Source organism: Aeromicrobium sp. Leaf350, from assembly GCF_916858655.1.
Lineage (GTDB): Bacteria > Actinomycetota > Actinomycetes > Propionibacteriales > Nocardioidaceae > Aeromicrobium.
The window spans coordinates 272,528-287,165 of sequence record NZ_CAKASL010000003.1 but is presented as its reverse complement, the minus strand read 5'-3'; the positions used below and the strand labels follow the sequence as shown (position 1 = coordinate 287,165).

Annotated in this window: 12 protein-coding genes; 7 read left to right on the top strand and 5 right to left on the bottom strand. The window is 66.5% G+C overall.

Going from position 1 to position 14,638, the window contains the following annotated elements; genetic code table 11:
• The first annotated feature begins 194 nt into the window (after positions 1–194).
• The 3 genes from LO931_RS14990 (at position 195) to LO931_RS14980 (ending at position 2,862) form a co-directional block, all read left to right on the top strand.
• Entirely contained in the window at positions 195–830 is a 636-nt protein-coding gene (locus tag LO931_RS14990) for a hypothetical protein (protein ID WP_229054647.1), read from the top strand.
• Between the two features lie 289 nt (positions 831–1,119).
• Positions 1,120–1,629: a hypothetical protein gene (locus LO931_RS14985; protein ID WP_229054646.1), complete on the top strand. Its 510-nt coding sequence runs from the start codon at positions 1,120–1,122 to the stop codon at positions 1,627–1,629.
• Positions 1,630–2,193: 564 nt separating this feature from the next.
• Complete coding sequence (locus LO931_RS14980; protein WP_229054645.1) at positions 2,194–2,862, top strand: TetR/AcrR family transcriptional regulator; 669 nt, start codon at positions 2,194–2,196, stop codon at positions 2,860–2,862.
• Between the two features lie 27 nt (positions 2,863–2,889).
• Here the strand turns inward: LO931_RS14980 and LO931_RS14975 are convergent, their stop codons facing one another.
• Entirely contained in the window at positions 2,890–3,897 is a 1,008-nt protein-coding gene (locus tag LO931_RS14975; RefSeq protein WP_229055151.1) for an AraC family transcriptional regulator, read from the bottom strand.
• Positions 3,898–4,028: 131 nt separating this feature from the next.
• Between LO931_RS14975 and LO931_RS14970 the strand changes: the two genes are divergently transcribed.
• From LO931_RS14970 to LO931_RS14960, 3 genes are read left to right on the top strand one after another with little or no spacing between them, the layout of a single operon-like run.
• A complete protein-coding gene (locus LO931_RS14970) occupies positions 4,029–4,349 on the top strand; it encodes a 2Fe-2S iron-sulfur cluster-binding protein (protein ID WP_229054644.1) in 321 nt (106 codons plus the stop codon).
• A 25-nt stretch (positions 4,350–4,374) separates the two neighbouring features.
• Positions 4,375–5,763 carry a cytochrome P450 gene (locus LO931_RS14965; protein WP_229054643.1) on the top strand — a complete coding sequence of 463 codons (1,389 nt, stop codon included), beginning with the start codon at positions 4,375–4,377 and terminating at the stop codon, positions 5,761–5,763.
• Entirely contained in the window at positions 5,760–6,962 is a 1,203-nt protein-coding gene (locus LO931_RS14960; RefSeq protein WP_229054642.1) for an NAD(P)/FAD-dependent oxidoreductase, read from the top strand. Before LO931_RS14965 ends, LO931_RS14960 begins: the two co-directional genes overlap by 4 nt.
• Before the next feature lie 45 nt (positions 6,963–7,007).
• Here LO931_RS14960 and LO931_RS14955 read toward each other — a convergent pair whose 3' ends face one another.
• From LO931_RS14955 to LO931_RS14940, 4 genes are all read right to left on the bottom strand, one after another.
• Complete coding sequence (locus tag LO931_RS14955; RefSeq protein ID WP_229054641.1) at positions 7,008–7,676, bottom strand: 1-acyl-sn-glycerol-3-phosphate acyltransferase; 669 nt, start codon at positions 7,674–7,676, stop codon at positions 7,008–7,010.
• A 43-nt stretch (positions 7,677–7,719) separates the two neighbouring features.
• Positions 7,720–8,304: a PaaI family thioesterase gene (locus tag LO931_RS14950; RefSeq protein WP_229054640.1), complete on the bottom strand. Its 585-nt coding sequence runs from the start codon at positions 8,302–8,304 to the stop codon at positions 7,720–7,722.
• Between the two features lie 8 nt (positions 8,305–8,312).
• Positions 8,313–9,380 (bottom strand): BtrH N-terminal domain-containing protein, encoded by a 1,068-nt coding sequence (locus LO931_RS14945; RefSeq protein ID WP_229054639.1) that lies wholly within the window; start codon positions 9,378–9,380, stop codon positions 8,313–8,315.
• 167 nt (positions 9,381–9,547) lie between these two features.
• Positions 9,548–10,273, bottom strand: coding sequence for a transglutaminase family protein (locus tag LO931_RS14940; protein WP_229054638.1), 726 nt, complete (start codon positions 10,271–10,273; stop codon positions 9,548–9,550).
• A 509-nt stretch (positions 10,274–10,782) separates the two neighbouring features.
• Here LO931_RS14940 and mobF point away from each other — a divergent pair.
• Positions 10,783–14,631, top strand: coding sequence for a MobF family relaxase (gene mobF / locus LO931_RS14935; protein ID WP_229054637.1), 3,849 nt, complete (start codon positions 10,783–10,785; stop codon positions 14,629–14,631).
• The last annotated feature ends 7 nt before the right edge of the window (positions 14,632–14,638 follow it).

Sequence of the window (14,638 nt, the reverse complement as noted above, 5' to 3'; positions counted from 1 at the left end):
GCACCCGGTCCACGCCCAGCTGTCGTCGCGCCGTGGGGCTACCGTTGCGGCAATGTCCTCTCGTGATGCGGCCACGAGGGTGGGGCCACCCACCTGGGTTCGCGCTGCGTTGATTGCCGTGGTCGTCGGTGGCATCGCGGCCATGCACGGCCTACAGCTCGGTGAGGCAGTCGAGTATCCGCGAGCTCGAAACCGTGCTGACGAAGCGAGTCATCGATCTCGACAAGCGCGAGGAACGACTTCTGGATCTCGCCGAGCAAGGTCTCCCGCAGCACAAGATCCGGCAGCGGATCAACCAGCTACGTGAAGATCGGGAGCGAGTCGAAGCCGAGCGCAACCACGCAGGCAAGGCACTCGCTACCGGTGCTGAGCTACTCGAGGAATGCCTGGCGCTACTCGCAGATGTCGGCGCGATCTACCGACAGGCGAACGACGCAGCGCGTAGCAGCCTCAATGACGCCAACTTCAAACGGCTCTTCCTCGATGAGGACGGCATCCACGACGCCGAGGTTCGCCCGCCGTTCGACGCGGTCCTCGGAGCCGACCAAGCGCATCGGCGCGCGATGTCACGTGCCGCACATGCAAACAGCGCCACGGTGGGCGATCACGATGTGACCGTGTCCCGAGGCGCTGCGCTGACCTTGAGCCGCTTACTCCCGATCCCCGGAGGTGAAACCTCACGTGGTTGGAACAAGCGCCTCATGGCGGAGGATAGAGGACTCCGTCGCTCGTCCCTCCCCGAATCATTGCGCTCAAACGGCACCGGGGCCCGCAGCGACGAACGCTGCGAGCCCCGATTGCGGCGGAGGATAGGGGATTCGAACCCCTGAGAGCTTGCACTCAACCCGCATTCCAACCGCGCCAGCGCCAATTTCGGCAGGTTCGCGCCGCGGAGCCGGAACCTCGCGGGCGTCAGACCGTTGATTTACAGCTTGAGTCCGGCATGGGACATTATCTGTTGTGACTAGTCGGGAGTTCCTCACCATCGAGGAGACAGCGAACGCCCTCGGGGTGTCGGCTCGTCACGCCCGGCGACTCGCGGACACCGGCGCCATCGATCGCGTCGCGCGAGGACTGGTCGACCGGGGCTCGGTCGATCGTTACCTCCAGTCGCAGCGTATGGGCCGCACTCGAGCCTGGGCTGAGCACACCGCGTGGGGGGCCGTCGCGATGCTCGCCGGTCAGGATGCCGACTGGCTCGGCGCGACTCAGGCCTCGCGCCTGCGGCAGAGCCTTCGCGAGCTCACTGAGGTCGACGATCTCCTGACCCGGACCCGCGACCGCGCTCAGGTTCGCACCTTTGAGGCACACCGCGCGGCACTCCCCCGGCTTCGCGAGGTCGTCGCCCTCTCCAACACCCGGGCACTCGGCCTCACCGACGCCGTCGACGCCACCATCGACGGCTACCTCGCCGCCAGCGACCTCGACAGGATCTCTCGGGATCTCAGCCTGCGCGCCGACCCGACCGGGCCGGTCACGCTGCGGGTTACCGGCTTCGACTTCGAGCAGGTCCGCGCCCTGGTCGACACCTCCGTCGTCGCGGCCCTGGATGCGGCCACGAGCACGGACCCACGTCTTCGCGGTGTCGGCCGTCGTGTGCTGGCCGACTCGCTGGAGGCGTACCGATGAGCGCCGCCCGCCCGACTATCGAGGTCGCCGCCCCACCCGGCGGATGGCCGACTCCGTGGCCCGCTGTCGCGGAACTGGCACACGCCCTCCCGGCCGGGAGCTGGACCTTGGTCGGCGGACTGATGACATAGCTCCACACGATCCACCACGGCATCGGCGTCGTGCGCCCCACCAACGACGTCGACGCACAGAGGGACGGACGGTCCCACTCGTCCCGAGTCAGGTTCTGCAGAAGTTCGACAAGACTGATGCGCTCGTGTCTGGCAAGCGTCGGCATGTGATTCGACATTGCAGACCCTTCCGGCGAACCGTGGGCCCACCACGGGGATCGTCGCATTTGCCGCCTCCTCCCGCAGAGCAACCGAACCGGCTACCTGCGGCTGAGCCGCCGAGGCCGAGACCCCAGCAGTGCGCACATACATCGATCCTGGAGCTCGCGAGGTTGGACGATCGCCTCACTGGGGTGGCCGGGCGCGACTGTCGCCCGGGCGACGTCGGCGCCCAGGGACGGCTGGCTCCGCCCAAGTCACTGTCACCGTCGCGACAATCACCTAGAATTTGTCCATGGCCACGCCGCTCCGGGAGTCCTACAGAGCTCACCTGCGGAGGCGTGTGTTGGAGGCGGCTTACGCCGAGACGGTCGAGAAGGGCTGGGACAAGGTCCGGGTGGGTCACATCGCGATCCTGATCGGCGCCCCGCGCGCCATGCTCTACAAGGAGTTCGGTGACAAGCAGGCCCTTGGCGAAGCCCTGGTCCTCCACGAGGCCGACCGGTTCTTAGCCGGCATCAAGGACGTACTGGCCCATTACTCAACCGACGCCGCGGGCGGGATTCAGGCGGCGGTGCATTACACCTTGGCCGAGGCGGAGAGAAGTCCCTTGTTGCGTGCAGTCCTCGTCTCGCACCGCGATCCGGCGCTGAAGACCGACGTCCTCGACGCCCGCAAGGGCATGCTTCCTCTCATCACGACCTCCGGACGTCTGCTCGACGTCGCGAGCGAGGCCCTGGCGGCGTGGATGCACCAGCAGTTCCCCCAACTGGACGTCACCGACGTCCAGAACGCGACGGACGCCCTTGTCCGACTCGCCGTCAGCCACCTGGCCCTTCCGGGGGCAGATGCCGAGGCCACCGGCCAGCAGATCTCCGAGGTGGCACTTCGGTACCTCGGACTGCGTCGATCCGAGACCGCCGACGGGGCCCGGGGAGTCGACCCCGCCGTCACCGTCCGCTGATTCGGCGCACCTGGGAGAGCGCTCGCGTCACCGCACTCCCCGCTCGCGTTGGAACTGGCTCGGAGACTGTCCGGTCCATCGCTTGAACGCGTGCGAGAAGTTCGTGAGATCGCCGTATCCAAGGTCGCTGGCAATCTCGCTCACCGTCGCCGTTCGTTCGAGCAGACGCAGCACCGCGCGCTCTCGCAACGAAGTCTCGCGCAGCTCACGGAATGTGGTGCCCTCATCAGCGAGTCGTCGCTTGAGGGTGCTGGCCGACATCGACAGCTCATCGGCGACCGATTGGCTGCTTCTCAGGACGTCGCCTTCATCCACCAGAAGCCTCACGGTTCGCGAGAACGACAGCGGCCCATTGCGGCGCTCGAGAGCCTTCTCCAGCTCGGCGATCGCGTGCCGATAGGCGATCGGATCCGAGAACCGACACACCTCGCTGAGGGTCTCAGCAGGTACCCGGAGGAATGAGATCGGGGCATCGAAGGCCAGCTGACCGCTCACCACATCCGAATCATCGGCCAGGCCGGGGGGCGCCGACCATGCCAGATGCAGGGTGACGGTCGACATGTCACCTACGAGCAGCTTCAGCAGACGCACGAGTGCCGATCCGCAGTAGGTGATCACCAACCGATCCAGGTCCGGATCACCCATGTGGCCGGTGAAACCGACCGTCAGACCGTGATCGGAGTGATGCAGCTGAGGACTGAGCGCGGTCGAGATCAACGGCAAGTAGGTCAGCAGCTCCACGATCTCCGCGACCGAGCCGGCACTGACCAGCGGCAGGCTCAGTGGCCCGAAGGTGGTCAGCTGCGCCTGCGCTGCGCACGCCCGCCCGAGATGAGTCGCCTGAGCGGAGTCCAACGCCGGGTACACCTCCCTGAACCAGCGCAGAGGTGCCTGGACGTCACGCTCGACCATGGTCGACTCGCTGACTCCCTCGCGAGTCATGACACGACGGAACCGCGCGACGGCGTCCGGCTCGAGCGCCTGGCTCGCGAGCAGTTGCACAAAGGCGAGTGGCGGAACGCAAGGCTCGACCATGATCACGAAACCGCCTCTCCGTGAGCCGAAATCACAAGTAATTGACTCCGGCGACCATAGCCACCGATATCCAACCCGGCAACACTCGTATGAAGTTCATCACGCGCGGGACAGTTCTTCAGGAGACCCACATGGCAGTTGTCACCTTCGTGTCGCACGACGGCGAGAAGTACGAAGCCCCCCTTGAGGAGGGACGGTCGTTGATGCAGGTCGCGGTCAACGAGGCGATCCCCGGTATCGACGGGGACTGTGGTGGCGAGGCTGCCTGCGGGACTTGCCACGTGGTCGTCGACCCGCAGTGGTCCGAGCAGGTCGGCCTGTCCGGAGCGGAAGAGGAAGAGATGCTCGCGATGAACCCCGAGCGGCAGCCGACCTCGCGGCTCGCGTGCCAGATGGCGGTCTGCGCCTCGTGGGACGGCTTGACCGTCGAACTGCCCGAATTCCAGCTGTGACGACGAGAGAGACGGAAGCCACGCCATGAAGATCTCAGAAGCCATCACCACCAAGGTCCAGTCGACCATCCCGGTTGACCGGCAGATCCAGGGTGCGCACCTCTACGACAAGACCCGCCGCTGGGTAACGGGAACCAACGGTCAGAAGATGTTCGTCGAGGAGCCGATCCCGCCCGTGGAGGACGTGGAGCTGACCGACATCGACGTCAGCAACCCGTTCATGTACCGCCAGGGTCGCTGGCTCTCCTACTTCGAGCGTCTGCGCAGGGAAGCCCCGGTCCACTACCAGGCGAACAGCCCATTCGGACCGTTCTGGTCCGTTACGCGCCACGCCGACATCGTGGCCGTCGACAAGAACCACGAGGCCTTCTCCGCCGAGCCGTTCATCATCATCGGCACTCCGCCGCGATTCCTCGACGTCGAGATGTTCATCGCGATGGACCCGCCGCGACACGACCTCCAGCGAGCCGCTGTCCAAGGCGTCGTCGCCCCCAAGAATCTGCGTGAGATGGAAGGACTCATCCGTTCACGCGTCCAAGAGGTCCTCGACGACCTACCCGTGGACAAGCCGTTCGACTGGGTCAGCAATGTCTCGGTGGAGCTCACCGCGCGGATGCTCGCCACGCTGCTGGACTTTCCGTACGAGCAACGCCACAAGCTGGTCGAGTGGTCGGACCTGGCGTCCTCGATGGAGCAGGCCAACGGTGGCCCCTCCGACAATGACAAGGTGTTCCGCGGCATGCGCGATGCGGCGCTCGGTCTGAGCGCCCTCTGGCGCGACAAAGCCGCAAGGACTGCCGCCGGCGAGGCGCCCGGCTTCGACCTGATCACCATGCTGCAGAGCAACGAGGACACCAAGGACCTGATCGATCGGCCCATGGAGTTCATCGGCAATTTGACGCTGCTGATCGTCGGCGGAAACGACACGACCCGGAATTCGATGAGCGGCGGCGTGCTGGCCCTGAACCGCTTCCCCGACCAGTTCGAGAAGCTGAAGGCAAATCCCGACCTGATTCCCAACATGGTCTCGGAGATCATTCGCTGGCAGACCCCGCTCGCCTACATGCGCCGTGTCGCCAAGAAGGATGTCGTGCTCAACGGCCAGTTCATCCGCAAGGGCGACAAGGTCGTCATGTGGTACGCCTCCGGCAACCGCGACGAGGCGCTGTTCGACCGCGCCGATGACCTGATCATCGACCGGGCAAATGCGCGCAACCACATCTCGTTCGGTTTCGGCGTCCACCGGTGCATGGGTAACCGGCTGGCCGAGCTGCAGCTGAAGATCCTCTGGGAAGAGCTGCTGCCGCGATTCGAGAACATCGAGGTCGTCGGCGAACCGGAGTACGTCCAGTCGAACTTCGTGCGGGGCATCAGCAAGCTGATGGTGCAGCTCACGCCGAAGACCAACGCATGACCAAGTCGCGAGCTGTGATCGTCGGAGCGAGCCACGCTGGAGCACAGCTCGCGGCCAGCCTGCGCCAGGAGAAGTGGGACGGGGAGATCATCCTCATCGGCAACGAGTCAGCGCTGCCCTACCAACGCCCTCCTCTTTCGAAGGCCTACCTCGCGGGCAAGAACACACTCGAGGACTTGGCAATCCGCAGCGCCGAGTTCTACGCCAAGCAGGACATCCAGCTCCAGGACGTCACGGTCGACGCGATCGACCGCCCGGCGGGGCAGCTCGCGTTGAGCAATAGAGAGTCCCTGCGCTACGACAAGCTCGCGCTGTGCCTGGGCGCTCGCGCCCGTCGACTTCCGGCACCAGGAGCCGACCTGGCCGGAGTTTTCTACCTGCGCACGGCAGCCGACGTCGAACTCATCCGCGAAGCCGCCGCCACCGCGCGTCGCGCCGTGATCGTCGGTGGCGGCTACATCGGACTCGAGACGGCCGCCTCGCTTCGGGCGCTAGGCCTGGACGTGACCGTCCTGGAGGCGACCGAACGGGTCCTTGAACGCGTCACTGCACCTGAGGTCTCGGCGTTCTTCGATCGGATCCACCGGGAGGAGGGGGTCGTCGTGCGGACCGGTGCCCTCGTCCAGGCACTCACCGGCGACGCCCAGGTTCGCAAGGTGGTCCTCGCATCCGGTGAGAACATCTCCGCCGACATCGTCATCGTCGGCATCGGCGTCGAACCGAACGTCGAGCTGGCTGCAGCAGCGGGCCTCGTCGTGGACAACGGCATCCTGATCGACTCGCACGCACGCACCAGCGACCCCAATATCGTGGCTGCCGGCGACTGCGCCAGCCACGACATCGCCCGCTACGGCCGACGAATTCGGCTCGAGTCGGTGTCGAGCGCGAGCGAGCAGGCCAAGGTCGCCGCAGCATCGATGTGCGACAAGCCCAAGGAGATCGCCGCATTGCCATGGTTCTGGTCGGACCAGTACGACCTCAAGCTCCAGATCGCCGGCCTCAACACCGGGTACGACGAGGTCATCCTGAGCGGCGACCCAGCTCGCGACCGAGACTTCACCTGCTTCTATCTGCGCGACGGCGAACTCATTGCTGCCGACTGCGTCAACCGGCCGCGCGACTTCATGTTCAGCAAGCGAGTCATCACCCAGCGGACACCCGTGCTGCGGGAGGAACTCGTCGGCCAGTCCGTCGGTTGAAGTGGTGGGCGGACGCCTCGGCGTCCTGAAGTACGTCGAACGGCCTCACACGAGGCTCCGGTCTCCTGCCAGATCCTCGATCATGGTGGCCAGGATGTCTGCCAAGCGACGCGTCCCGACTTGGACGGCATCCGGATCCGATCCGCGCCCGCGGAGGTCGTCCAGCCCTAGAGGTCGACCGACGTCGATCGTGACCACGGGACGCTTGAGAAGCCGCGGACGACGGCTGTACGCCGGGAGGATCTCCTGGGCTCCGAGCTGCGCCACCGGGATGAGCGGAACACCTGACTCCAGCGCAAGTCGCACGGCTCCCGACTTCAGCTCCATCAGACGACCGTCACTGTTCTTGGTGATGGACCCTTCCGGGTACACGACGACAAGAGCTCCGCTGCGGAGTGCTTGCAGGGCCGCATCGAATCCCCCACGACCACGGTCGCGGTCCACCTCGACGTGGCCGGCAGCCCGGAACCACCAGCCCACAATTCCGCTGCCGAACAAGCTGCTCTTGGCCAGGAAGGCCGGCGTCCGACCCGTGGCAAGCACGGCTTCGGCGACGAGCAGCGGATCAACTTCCGAGACGTGATTGACGGCGAGCAGCGCGCCTCCATGCCGCGGGATGCCGTCGAGACCTCGCCAGTCGCGGCGACGCACGATCAGCAACACGGGTTTGCAGACCAGGAACGCGGTCCACCACGCCGCGCCCCACCGCGGCATCGTTCTCCCTCTCCACGGCCTGGTCACCACAGCTCGCCCGCCGTCAGCCCTCGACGCCCGGAGTCGACTTCGTGCCTGGGACGAAATGTCCAGCACCCACTACGACGAAAGTGGCTGTGGCCGAGCCCGCGCTCCGTCCAGCGTCGTCCCATGCCTCAGCGTCGAGGAGAAGCCGCCGACCGTCTTGTTCTCGCAACTGCGCGCGGAAGGTGTACGGGCGGTGGAGACGGAACGGGGCCCGGTACTCGACGGTGATGCTGCGGGTGACTGCGAGCGCGCCGACGGTGTAGAGGGTGAAGCCGAACAGGTCGTCGAAAGCGAGCGCGACAGCGCCTCCGTGGGCGATGCCAGGTGCACCGACGTGCGCGTCAGAGAAGCTGTGGACCGCCTCAACCCCGTCCGCGGTGCGTACCACCTGCAGGCCGAGACCTGCAGGATTGGCTGGTCCGCACCCGACGCATTCCTGCGAATGAGGAGGCAGCGTCTGGCCGATAGCCGCGGCCTCCTGAGCTGCGAGGTGGGATGTCCACTGCGCGAAGAGCACCGCGTCCGCTCGTCGGATCTCAGCGTCGCTACTCAGGGTCGGGTCGTTGCCACCAGGTCGCTGCACGTCCATCTCGCCTGTCACCTCAACACTCAACGATCCGCTGCCGCCAGGGATTCGGCGGCCGCTTCCAGTGACTCGACCACCTTCGCCTCGAGGTCGGGCAAGGCGCTGGCTGCCTCGGCGACCGCCTCGGCGCGAGCTCGGGTGTCGACGTCGCGCTGCACTCCAGCGCGCGCAGTCTGCGTCCACGCCTGCGCGCATCGGAGTGCAGCTTCCGCAAGGTCAGCGGTTGCCCCGTCTCCGGTCAATCGGGCGACGTCCTCGCATCCATCGGCGAGCAACCGGCGGAACAGTCCGCCCCCGGTCCCGGCCTTCTCGACAAACGCGCTCAGGCTGAACAGCAGCACCTCGAGCTCGTCGGTCGGGAGGTCGACCCAGGTCTGCACATCGGAGGCCAGCAGCGCCACCCCGGCGAGGCCTTCGGCGCCGTGGCCTGCCGCCGCGAGATCGATGATCCCCGGACCCGACGGGTGGCTCATCCGCGATGCGGACTGCTGGAACGCCTCGGACGCCACCGTCGAGAGGTCCGGGAGATCATCGGGCCAAGTGATCCGGTACGTGCAGTGGCGCGTTGGCTCCGGGAAGGACTTCGATGACCGCGCGCGCGCCAGGGCGTCGAGGGGGACTTCTTGAACGCCGGCGCGGTCGTTGTCCACGACATAGGCCACGCCCTGCTCCTCGTCGTAGCCAATCACCACGATGTCGTGACGGCTCATCTGGAGCTTGACCCGCAGGTACGGGAGCTCGGCAATGTCACCCCAGACAAGGCTGGGACGGCCTGCATCGACCTCGTCGCGGACCCACGTCCACCCTTCGTCGGGATCGTCTGTCGTCAGGACTTTGACCTTCCCTCCGAGGCGCACCGGGAGGTCGATCTCGAAGTCCGAGCCTCGACCCACCAAGTAGACCGGAGGCATCAGACCGCTAGATCGCACGTACGACAACCCCAGGGCTCCACCGAGCGCGAAGACCAGACCCTCACGCGGCGGACCCTCCCATCCCAAGCCGTTCCAGTGCAGCAGGTCGCGAAGGGCCCCAGAGCCACAGTGGCCCCCCATCTGGTGGGGGTAGTCCTGAATGAGCGTGGTGTCTGGCATATGACGTCCTCTGGCGGGTCTCGGTACGGAAGGGTTGAAGCAGGAGCCTCAGCCGGCGTACGTATGAGGCGCAGCGCGCCTCATACGTACGCGGTGATCTGAGGACTGGGCAGGACCGAGTGGGGCGGCCGGGACCCTCGCAACGAGCGAGCCCACGGCGGTCGTTTTCATCGGCGATCCGCCGGCGAGTCGAGCGGATGAGAGCTGCCACCGGAGGATGCGCTGGTGGCAGGACCTTCAGTGAACTCGTCCGCGACCGACGCCACGGAGGTGACCAATAGCGACCCATAGGAACGCCGAAGCTCCGTCAGGATCTCGGCTAGCGGCAAGTCGTCGAAGACACCCCGGTCCCGGACGTACTCCATGTGCTGAGTTCCGTCAGCGGTGAAGGCGTGCATCAGCGCGTCGTGCTCGCCATCGAACTCGACCGGGGGAACGCCGAATCGAGCACACAGCTCGGAGTTGAACGCGGGCGTCGCCTTCACCCATTTACCGTCGATGAAGAGCGAGCTGTAGCCGTGGTAAACGAACAAGTCCGACCCGCTCATGAGGCTGCGCAGTGAATCAGTCTGCAGATGATTGCGGACGTCGGCGAAGCCGAGCCGAGCCGGGATCCCGGCGGCCCGGCACACTGCAGTCAGAAGCACCGCCTTGGGAACGCAGTAGGCACGCCCCGCTTCTAGGACGAAGCTCGCTCGGTAGTGAGCAGGGTCTTCCGACGCCGAGTAGGGGTCGTACCAAATCTGATCGCGGACCGCCGTGAACAAGCGAGCCGACTTCTCTCGTTCGGTGCTCGCACTACCAACTGCCGTTGCCGTGAACTCGCGGACAGCCTCGTGCTCGATGTCGAGAAACTCCGTGGCTCCGAGAAAGGCTTCCGGCGGCTGACTCATCAGAGTTCCACGCTGCTCTGTGCCCCGGCGGCACGGACCATCGAGCGCCCGACCCGATCCAGGTCGTCGCCACCTACGTCGTGTCGACGAACAGGCGCGACGCCGACCTTCAACCACGACGGGAGGCTCGTCACCGGATGTCCTTTCGCCGCGATCTCGATCGACGTCGTTTGCTCGCCGAACGTCGTACCTTCGAGAGGACGAGCAGCGCCGACATGACTTGACTTCTGACGGTGACGACACCCAACCGACCGGGCATCATCACGCCCACGCCATGCTGTGACATTTCTTCGTTTTTGTCAACGACGCAACAGAGCCTCACTTCTGTCCACTTCGGAGTTCGCACGGCTCAGCGCGTCACCACCTCGACCGCGAATCAGGCACCGACCACTCACGGCCCCTCGCCGCACCAGGTCAGCACCACGTCAGCACGCTAGAACCACACCACTCTCCCGAGCCCAGCCCGACCATCCCTCAAACTCAACACACCTCTTTCACTCAGCGTTCGGGTGATCACCGAGAGGCACTTTCGGGCCTTGGGGGGTGTGACGGTTTCTCTGCACAAGCTCTCGGCCGGGTCGGGGTACGACTACCTGACCCGTCAGGTTGCCGTGCAGGATTCGACCGAGTTGGGGCGTTCGCAGCTCGCGGACTACTACTCGGCGAAGGGGGAGGCGTCGGGTCGGTGGATGGGTTCTGGTCTGGCCGGTATCGGAGGTATCGAGTCGGGGGACGTCGTCACTGCCGAGCAGATGTTGCGGCTCTTCGGGCACGGATGCGATCCCATCACCGAGATTCCGTTAGGCCGACGGTTCGCGGTGCTGACCGACGAAACCGGCGCTGAGTTCGACCGGCGGGTCAAGGAGAAGCTGCAGCAACTGCTCGCTGATCCGGGCCTCGACGTAGCCGACAAGAGGGTTCTGCGGTCGCGGGCGATGACCGATGTCGCGCGGGAGATGTTCGTCGCGCAGCACGCCCGAGAGCCGGCGAATCAGCGGGAGCTCGACGCCGCGCTGAAGCGATTCAGTCGTCCGTCACGGGCAGCAGTGTCGGGATTCGACCTGACGTTCTCGCCGGTGAAGTCAGTCTCCACCTTGTGGGCGATCGCGCCGCGTGAGGTCGCTGAGGCGATCGAGCAGGCACACGATAAGGCGGTCGCGGACGCACTCAAGCTGTTGGAGCGGGAGGCGTTGTTCACTCGCGAGGGCAAGCAAGGTGCACGCCAGGTAGAGACTCGCGGACTGATCGCGGCGGCGTTCACGCACCGTGATTCGCGCGCTGGCGATCCGGATCTGCATACGCATGTGGCGGTCGCGAACAAGGTCCAGACCAGGGACGGCAAGTGGTTGTCAATCTATGGTCGGGTGCTCTACGAGTCGGTTGTCGCGGTCTCGGAGACCTACAACACCGCTCTCGAACGGCACCTCGTCGCGGACCTCGGCCTGCGATTCGAAGAGCGACCTGACACCAGCTGCGGTCGCCCGATCCGTGAGGTCGCGGGCGTTGACCCGGAGTTGAATGCGGCGTGGTCGAAGCGCCGTCGCGACATCGTGTCGCGCCAAGGCGAATTGTCGGCTCAGTTCCAGCGCGACCACGGCCGTCCACCGACGCAGGCCGAAGCGATCGCCCTGGCACAGCAGGCGAACCTCGAGACCCGCACCGCCAAGCACGAACCCCGATCATTCGCCGAGCAGCGAACCACCTGGCGGGGCGAAGCCATCGACGTTCTGGGGTCAGAACGCGCCATCGACACCATGGTCGACGCGGCGTTGACGTCGCCGATCTCACCCGGGAATCGGGTCACGCAGCAATGGTTCACCGACGCTGCGCACCGCACGATCGCCGAGCTGGAATCACGACGCGCCACGTGGAAACCGACCCACGTGAGAGCCGAAGCCCAACGGCAGGTCCGGGCTGCTGACTGCCCGGCCCTACACATCGAGCGCGTCGTCGACGACCTCGTCAATGCCGTCGTCGCCCACCTATCAGTCGCGCTGACGCCGGACCTTGACTCCATCGATGACCCGGACATCCTGCGACGTTCGGACGGCACTCGCGTCTACCGGCACACCGGACACGATCTCTACACGAGCCCGGGGATCTTGGCCGCCGAAGCGCGCATCGGCGACGCCGCCGCCATGACCGGCGGCCGCACAGTGGCACCCGAGACGGTGCGAGCGGCGGTGGTCGAGGCGGCCGCGAACGGCACCACACTCAACCCCGGCCAGGTCGATCTGGTCTCGCAGATGGCCACGAGTGGTGCCCGTCTCCAGGTCGCCATCGCCGCCGCCGGCGCCGGCAAGACGACCGCCATGCGCGTCCTCGCGCACACCTGGGCTGCCGATGGTGGTGACGTCATCGGGTTCGCCCCGTCGGCGTCGGCGGCCGCGAAGCTGCAGGCCGAGACCGGCATCAGGTCCGACACCCTCGCCAAGCTCACCCATGCATCCGGCGAGGAACTCAGGGCTTCGATCGGGCTCCGGACACTGGTGGTCATCGACGAAGCTGGCATGGCGGACACCCTCAGCCTGGATGCCGCGATCACCCACGCGATCGACCGCGGAGCACTGGTTCGTCTGATCGGCGACGACCGACAACTCTCCGCCGTCGGCGCCGGCGGAGTCCTCCGCGACATCGCCGCCACCCACGGGGCCGTGCGTCTGGACGAGGTGATGCGGTTCTCCGACCCCGCCGAAACAGCCGCGACCCTCCAGCTCCGCGAAGGCGACACCGCCGCCCTCGGGTTCTACTTCGACACCAATCGCATCCACCTCGGCGACGCCACGACCTGCGCCGACGACGCACTCCACGCATGGTCGGCCGACCGGGCCGCGGGTCTGGACTCGATCATGATCGCCCCCACCCGCGCCCTGGTCTCCACCCTCAACGAACAAGCACGAGTCGACCGCCTCGCCGGTACTCGACCGGCAGTCGAGGTGCCCCTGGCCGACGAAAACCACGCCTCGGTCGGCGACACGATCCTGACCCGCCGCAACGATCGACGCCTCGCCACGAGCGAGTCGGACTGGGTGAAGAACGGCGACCGCTGGACCATCACCGGCATCAGCGACGCCGGCATCCGAGCGCGCCACACCGACAGCGGTCTGCACGTTGACCTACCGAAGTCCTACGTCGCCGAGCATGTCGACCTCGGCTACGCGACCACCGTCCACACCGCCCAGGGGGTCACCGCCGACACCATGCACGGCATCGCGACCGGCGATGAATCGCGTCAGCTCCTCTACACGATGCTGAGTCGAGGCCGGCACGCCAACCACCTCCACCTGGCCATCGCCCCCGACGGCGACCCGCACCAGGTCGTCCACGCCGACAGCCTCGAAACGACCACAGCGACCGAGGTCCTCGAGGCCATGATCCGCCGCGACGACACCACCCTCACCGCGAGCGAGACCGCGCGGCTCGCATCCAGCGACGAGGCCCGCCTACACACCGCGGTCATCCGGTACGCCGACGCAGTCCACGCCGGATCAGTGCAAGCTGCCCCACCCGGACGCGCCGCGGAACTGGCTCAGCACGCCGAGAACTGCGTCCCGGGCATCACCGAAGAGAAGTCGTGGGCGTCACTGCTCGCCGAGATCCAACTTCGCGAAGCCGATGGCAGCAACGGCAAAGACCTGCTCGAGATGCTCGCCCGGCCCTCGATCCTCTCCGGAGCGGACAGCCCAGCCGACGCCATGGGACGAGTGCTGCACGAGATTGAGCCCATCCGTGGTGGGCCCCTTCGCTGGCTCCCGCGCATCCCCTCACAGGTGGCCCAAGACCCGACTTGGGGGCCGTACCTCCGCGAACGCCAGGACCAGGTCGCGGACCTGCGACACGTCGTTTGGCAGGCCGCGGTCGACGAGCCCGAAGCCGCCGTGTGGGCCCCCGCCGGGGCACCGCTTGACCGTCACACCGTTGCCGAGGTCGACGTCTGGCGTGCCGCCCACGGCATCACCGATCCCTCTCAGGTCACCGGCCCACCACGAACGGACTTCGTCGAACGAGCCCATCAGAGCACCCTCGACCGGCTTGTCGTCAACGGAGCCGGTCGCGATGCCAAGACCTGGATCGGTCCGATCGTCGACATCGTCGGGCGGTACGACGCGCATACCGTCGCTCTCGCCAACGAGCTCGCGGTGCTCGCGGGCTCTGGCCGCGACAGCCGTGGCCTTCTCACGACTGCGGCCGCCGAGGGTGATCTGCCCGACGATCACGCCACCGCCGCACTCCACTCCCGGATCACGCGGCTCGCCGCACCGCCCCAGAGAGACCGCACCTATGCGCCGTTGCCTCGCCCCGTGGCCACACCTGAATATCGCCCCGACCGCTCGCACCCTCGGGGTCCATCGCGCTGACGGGTCC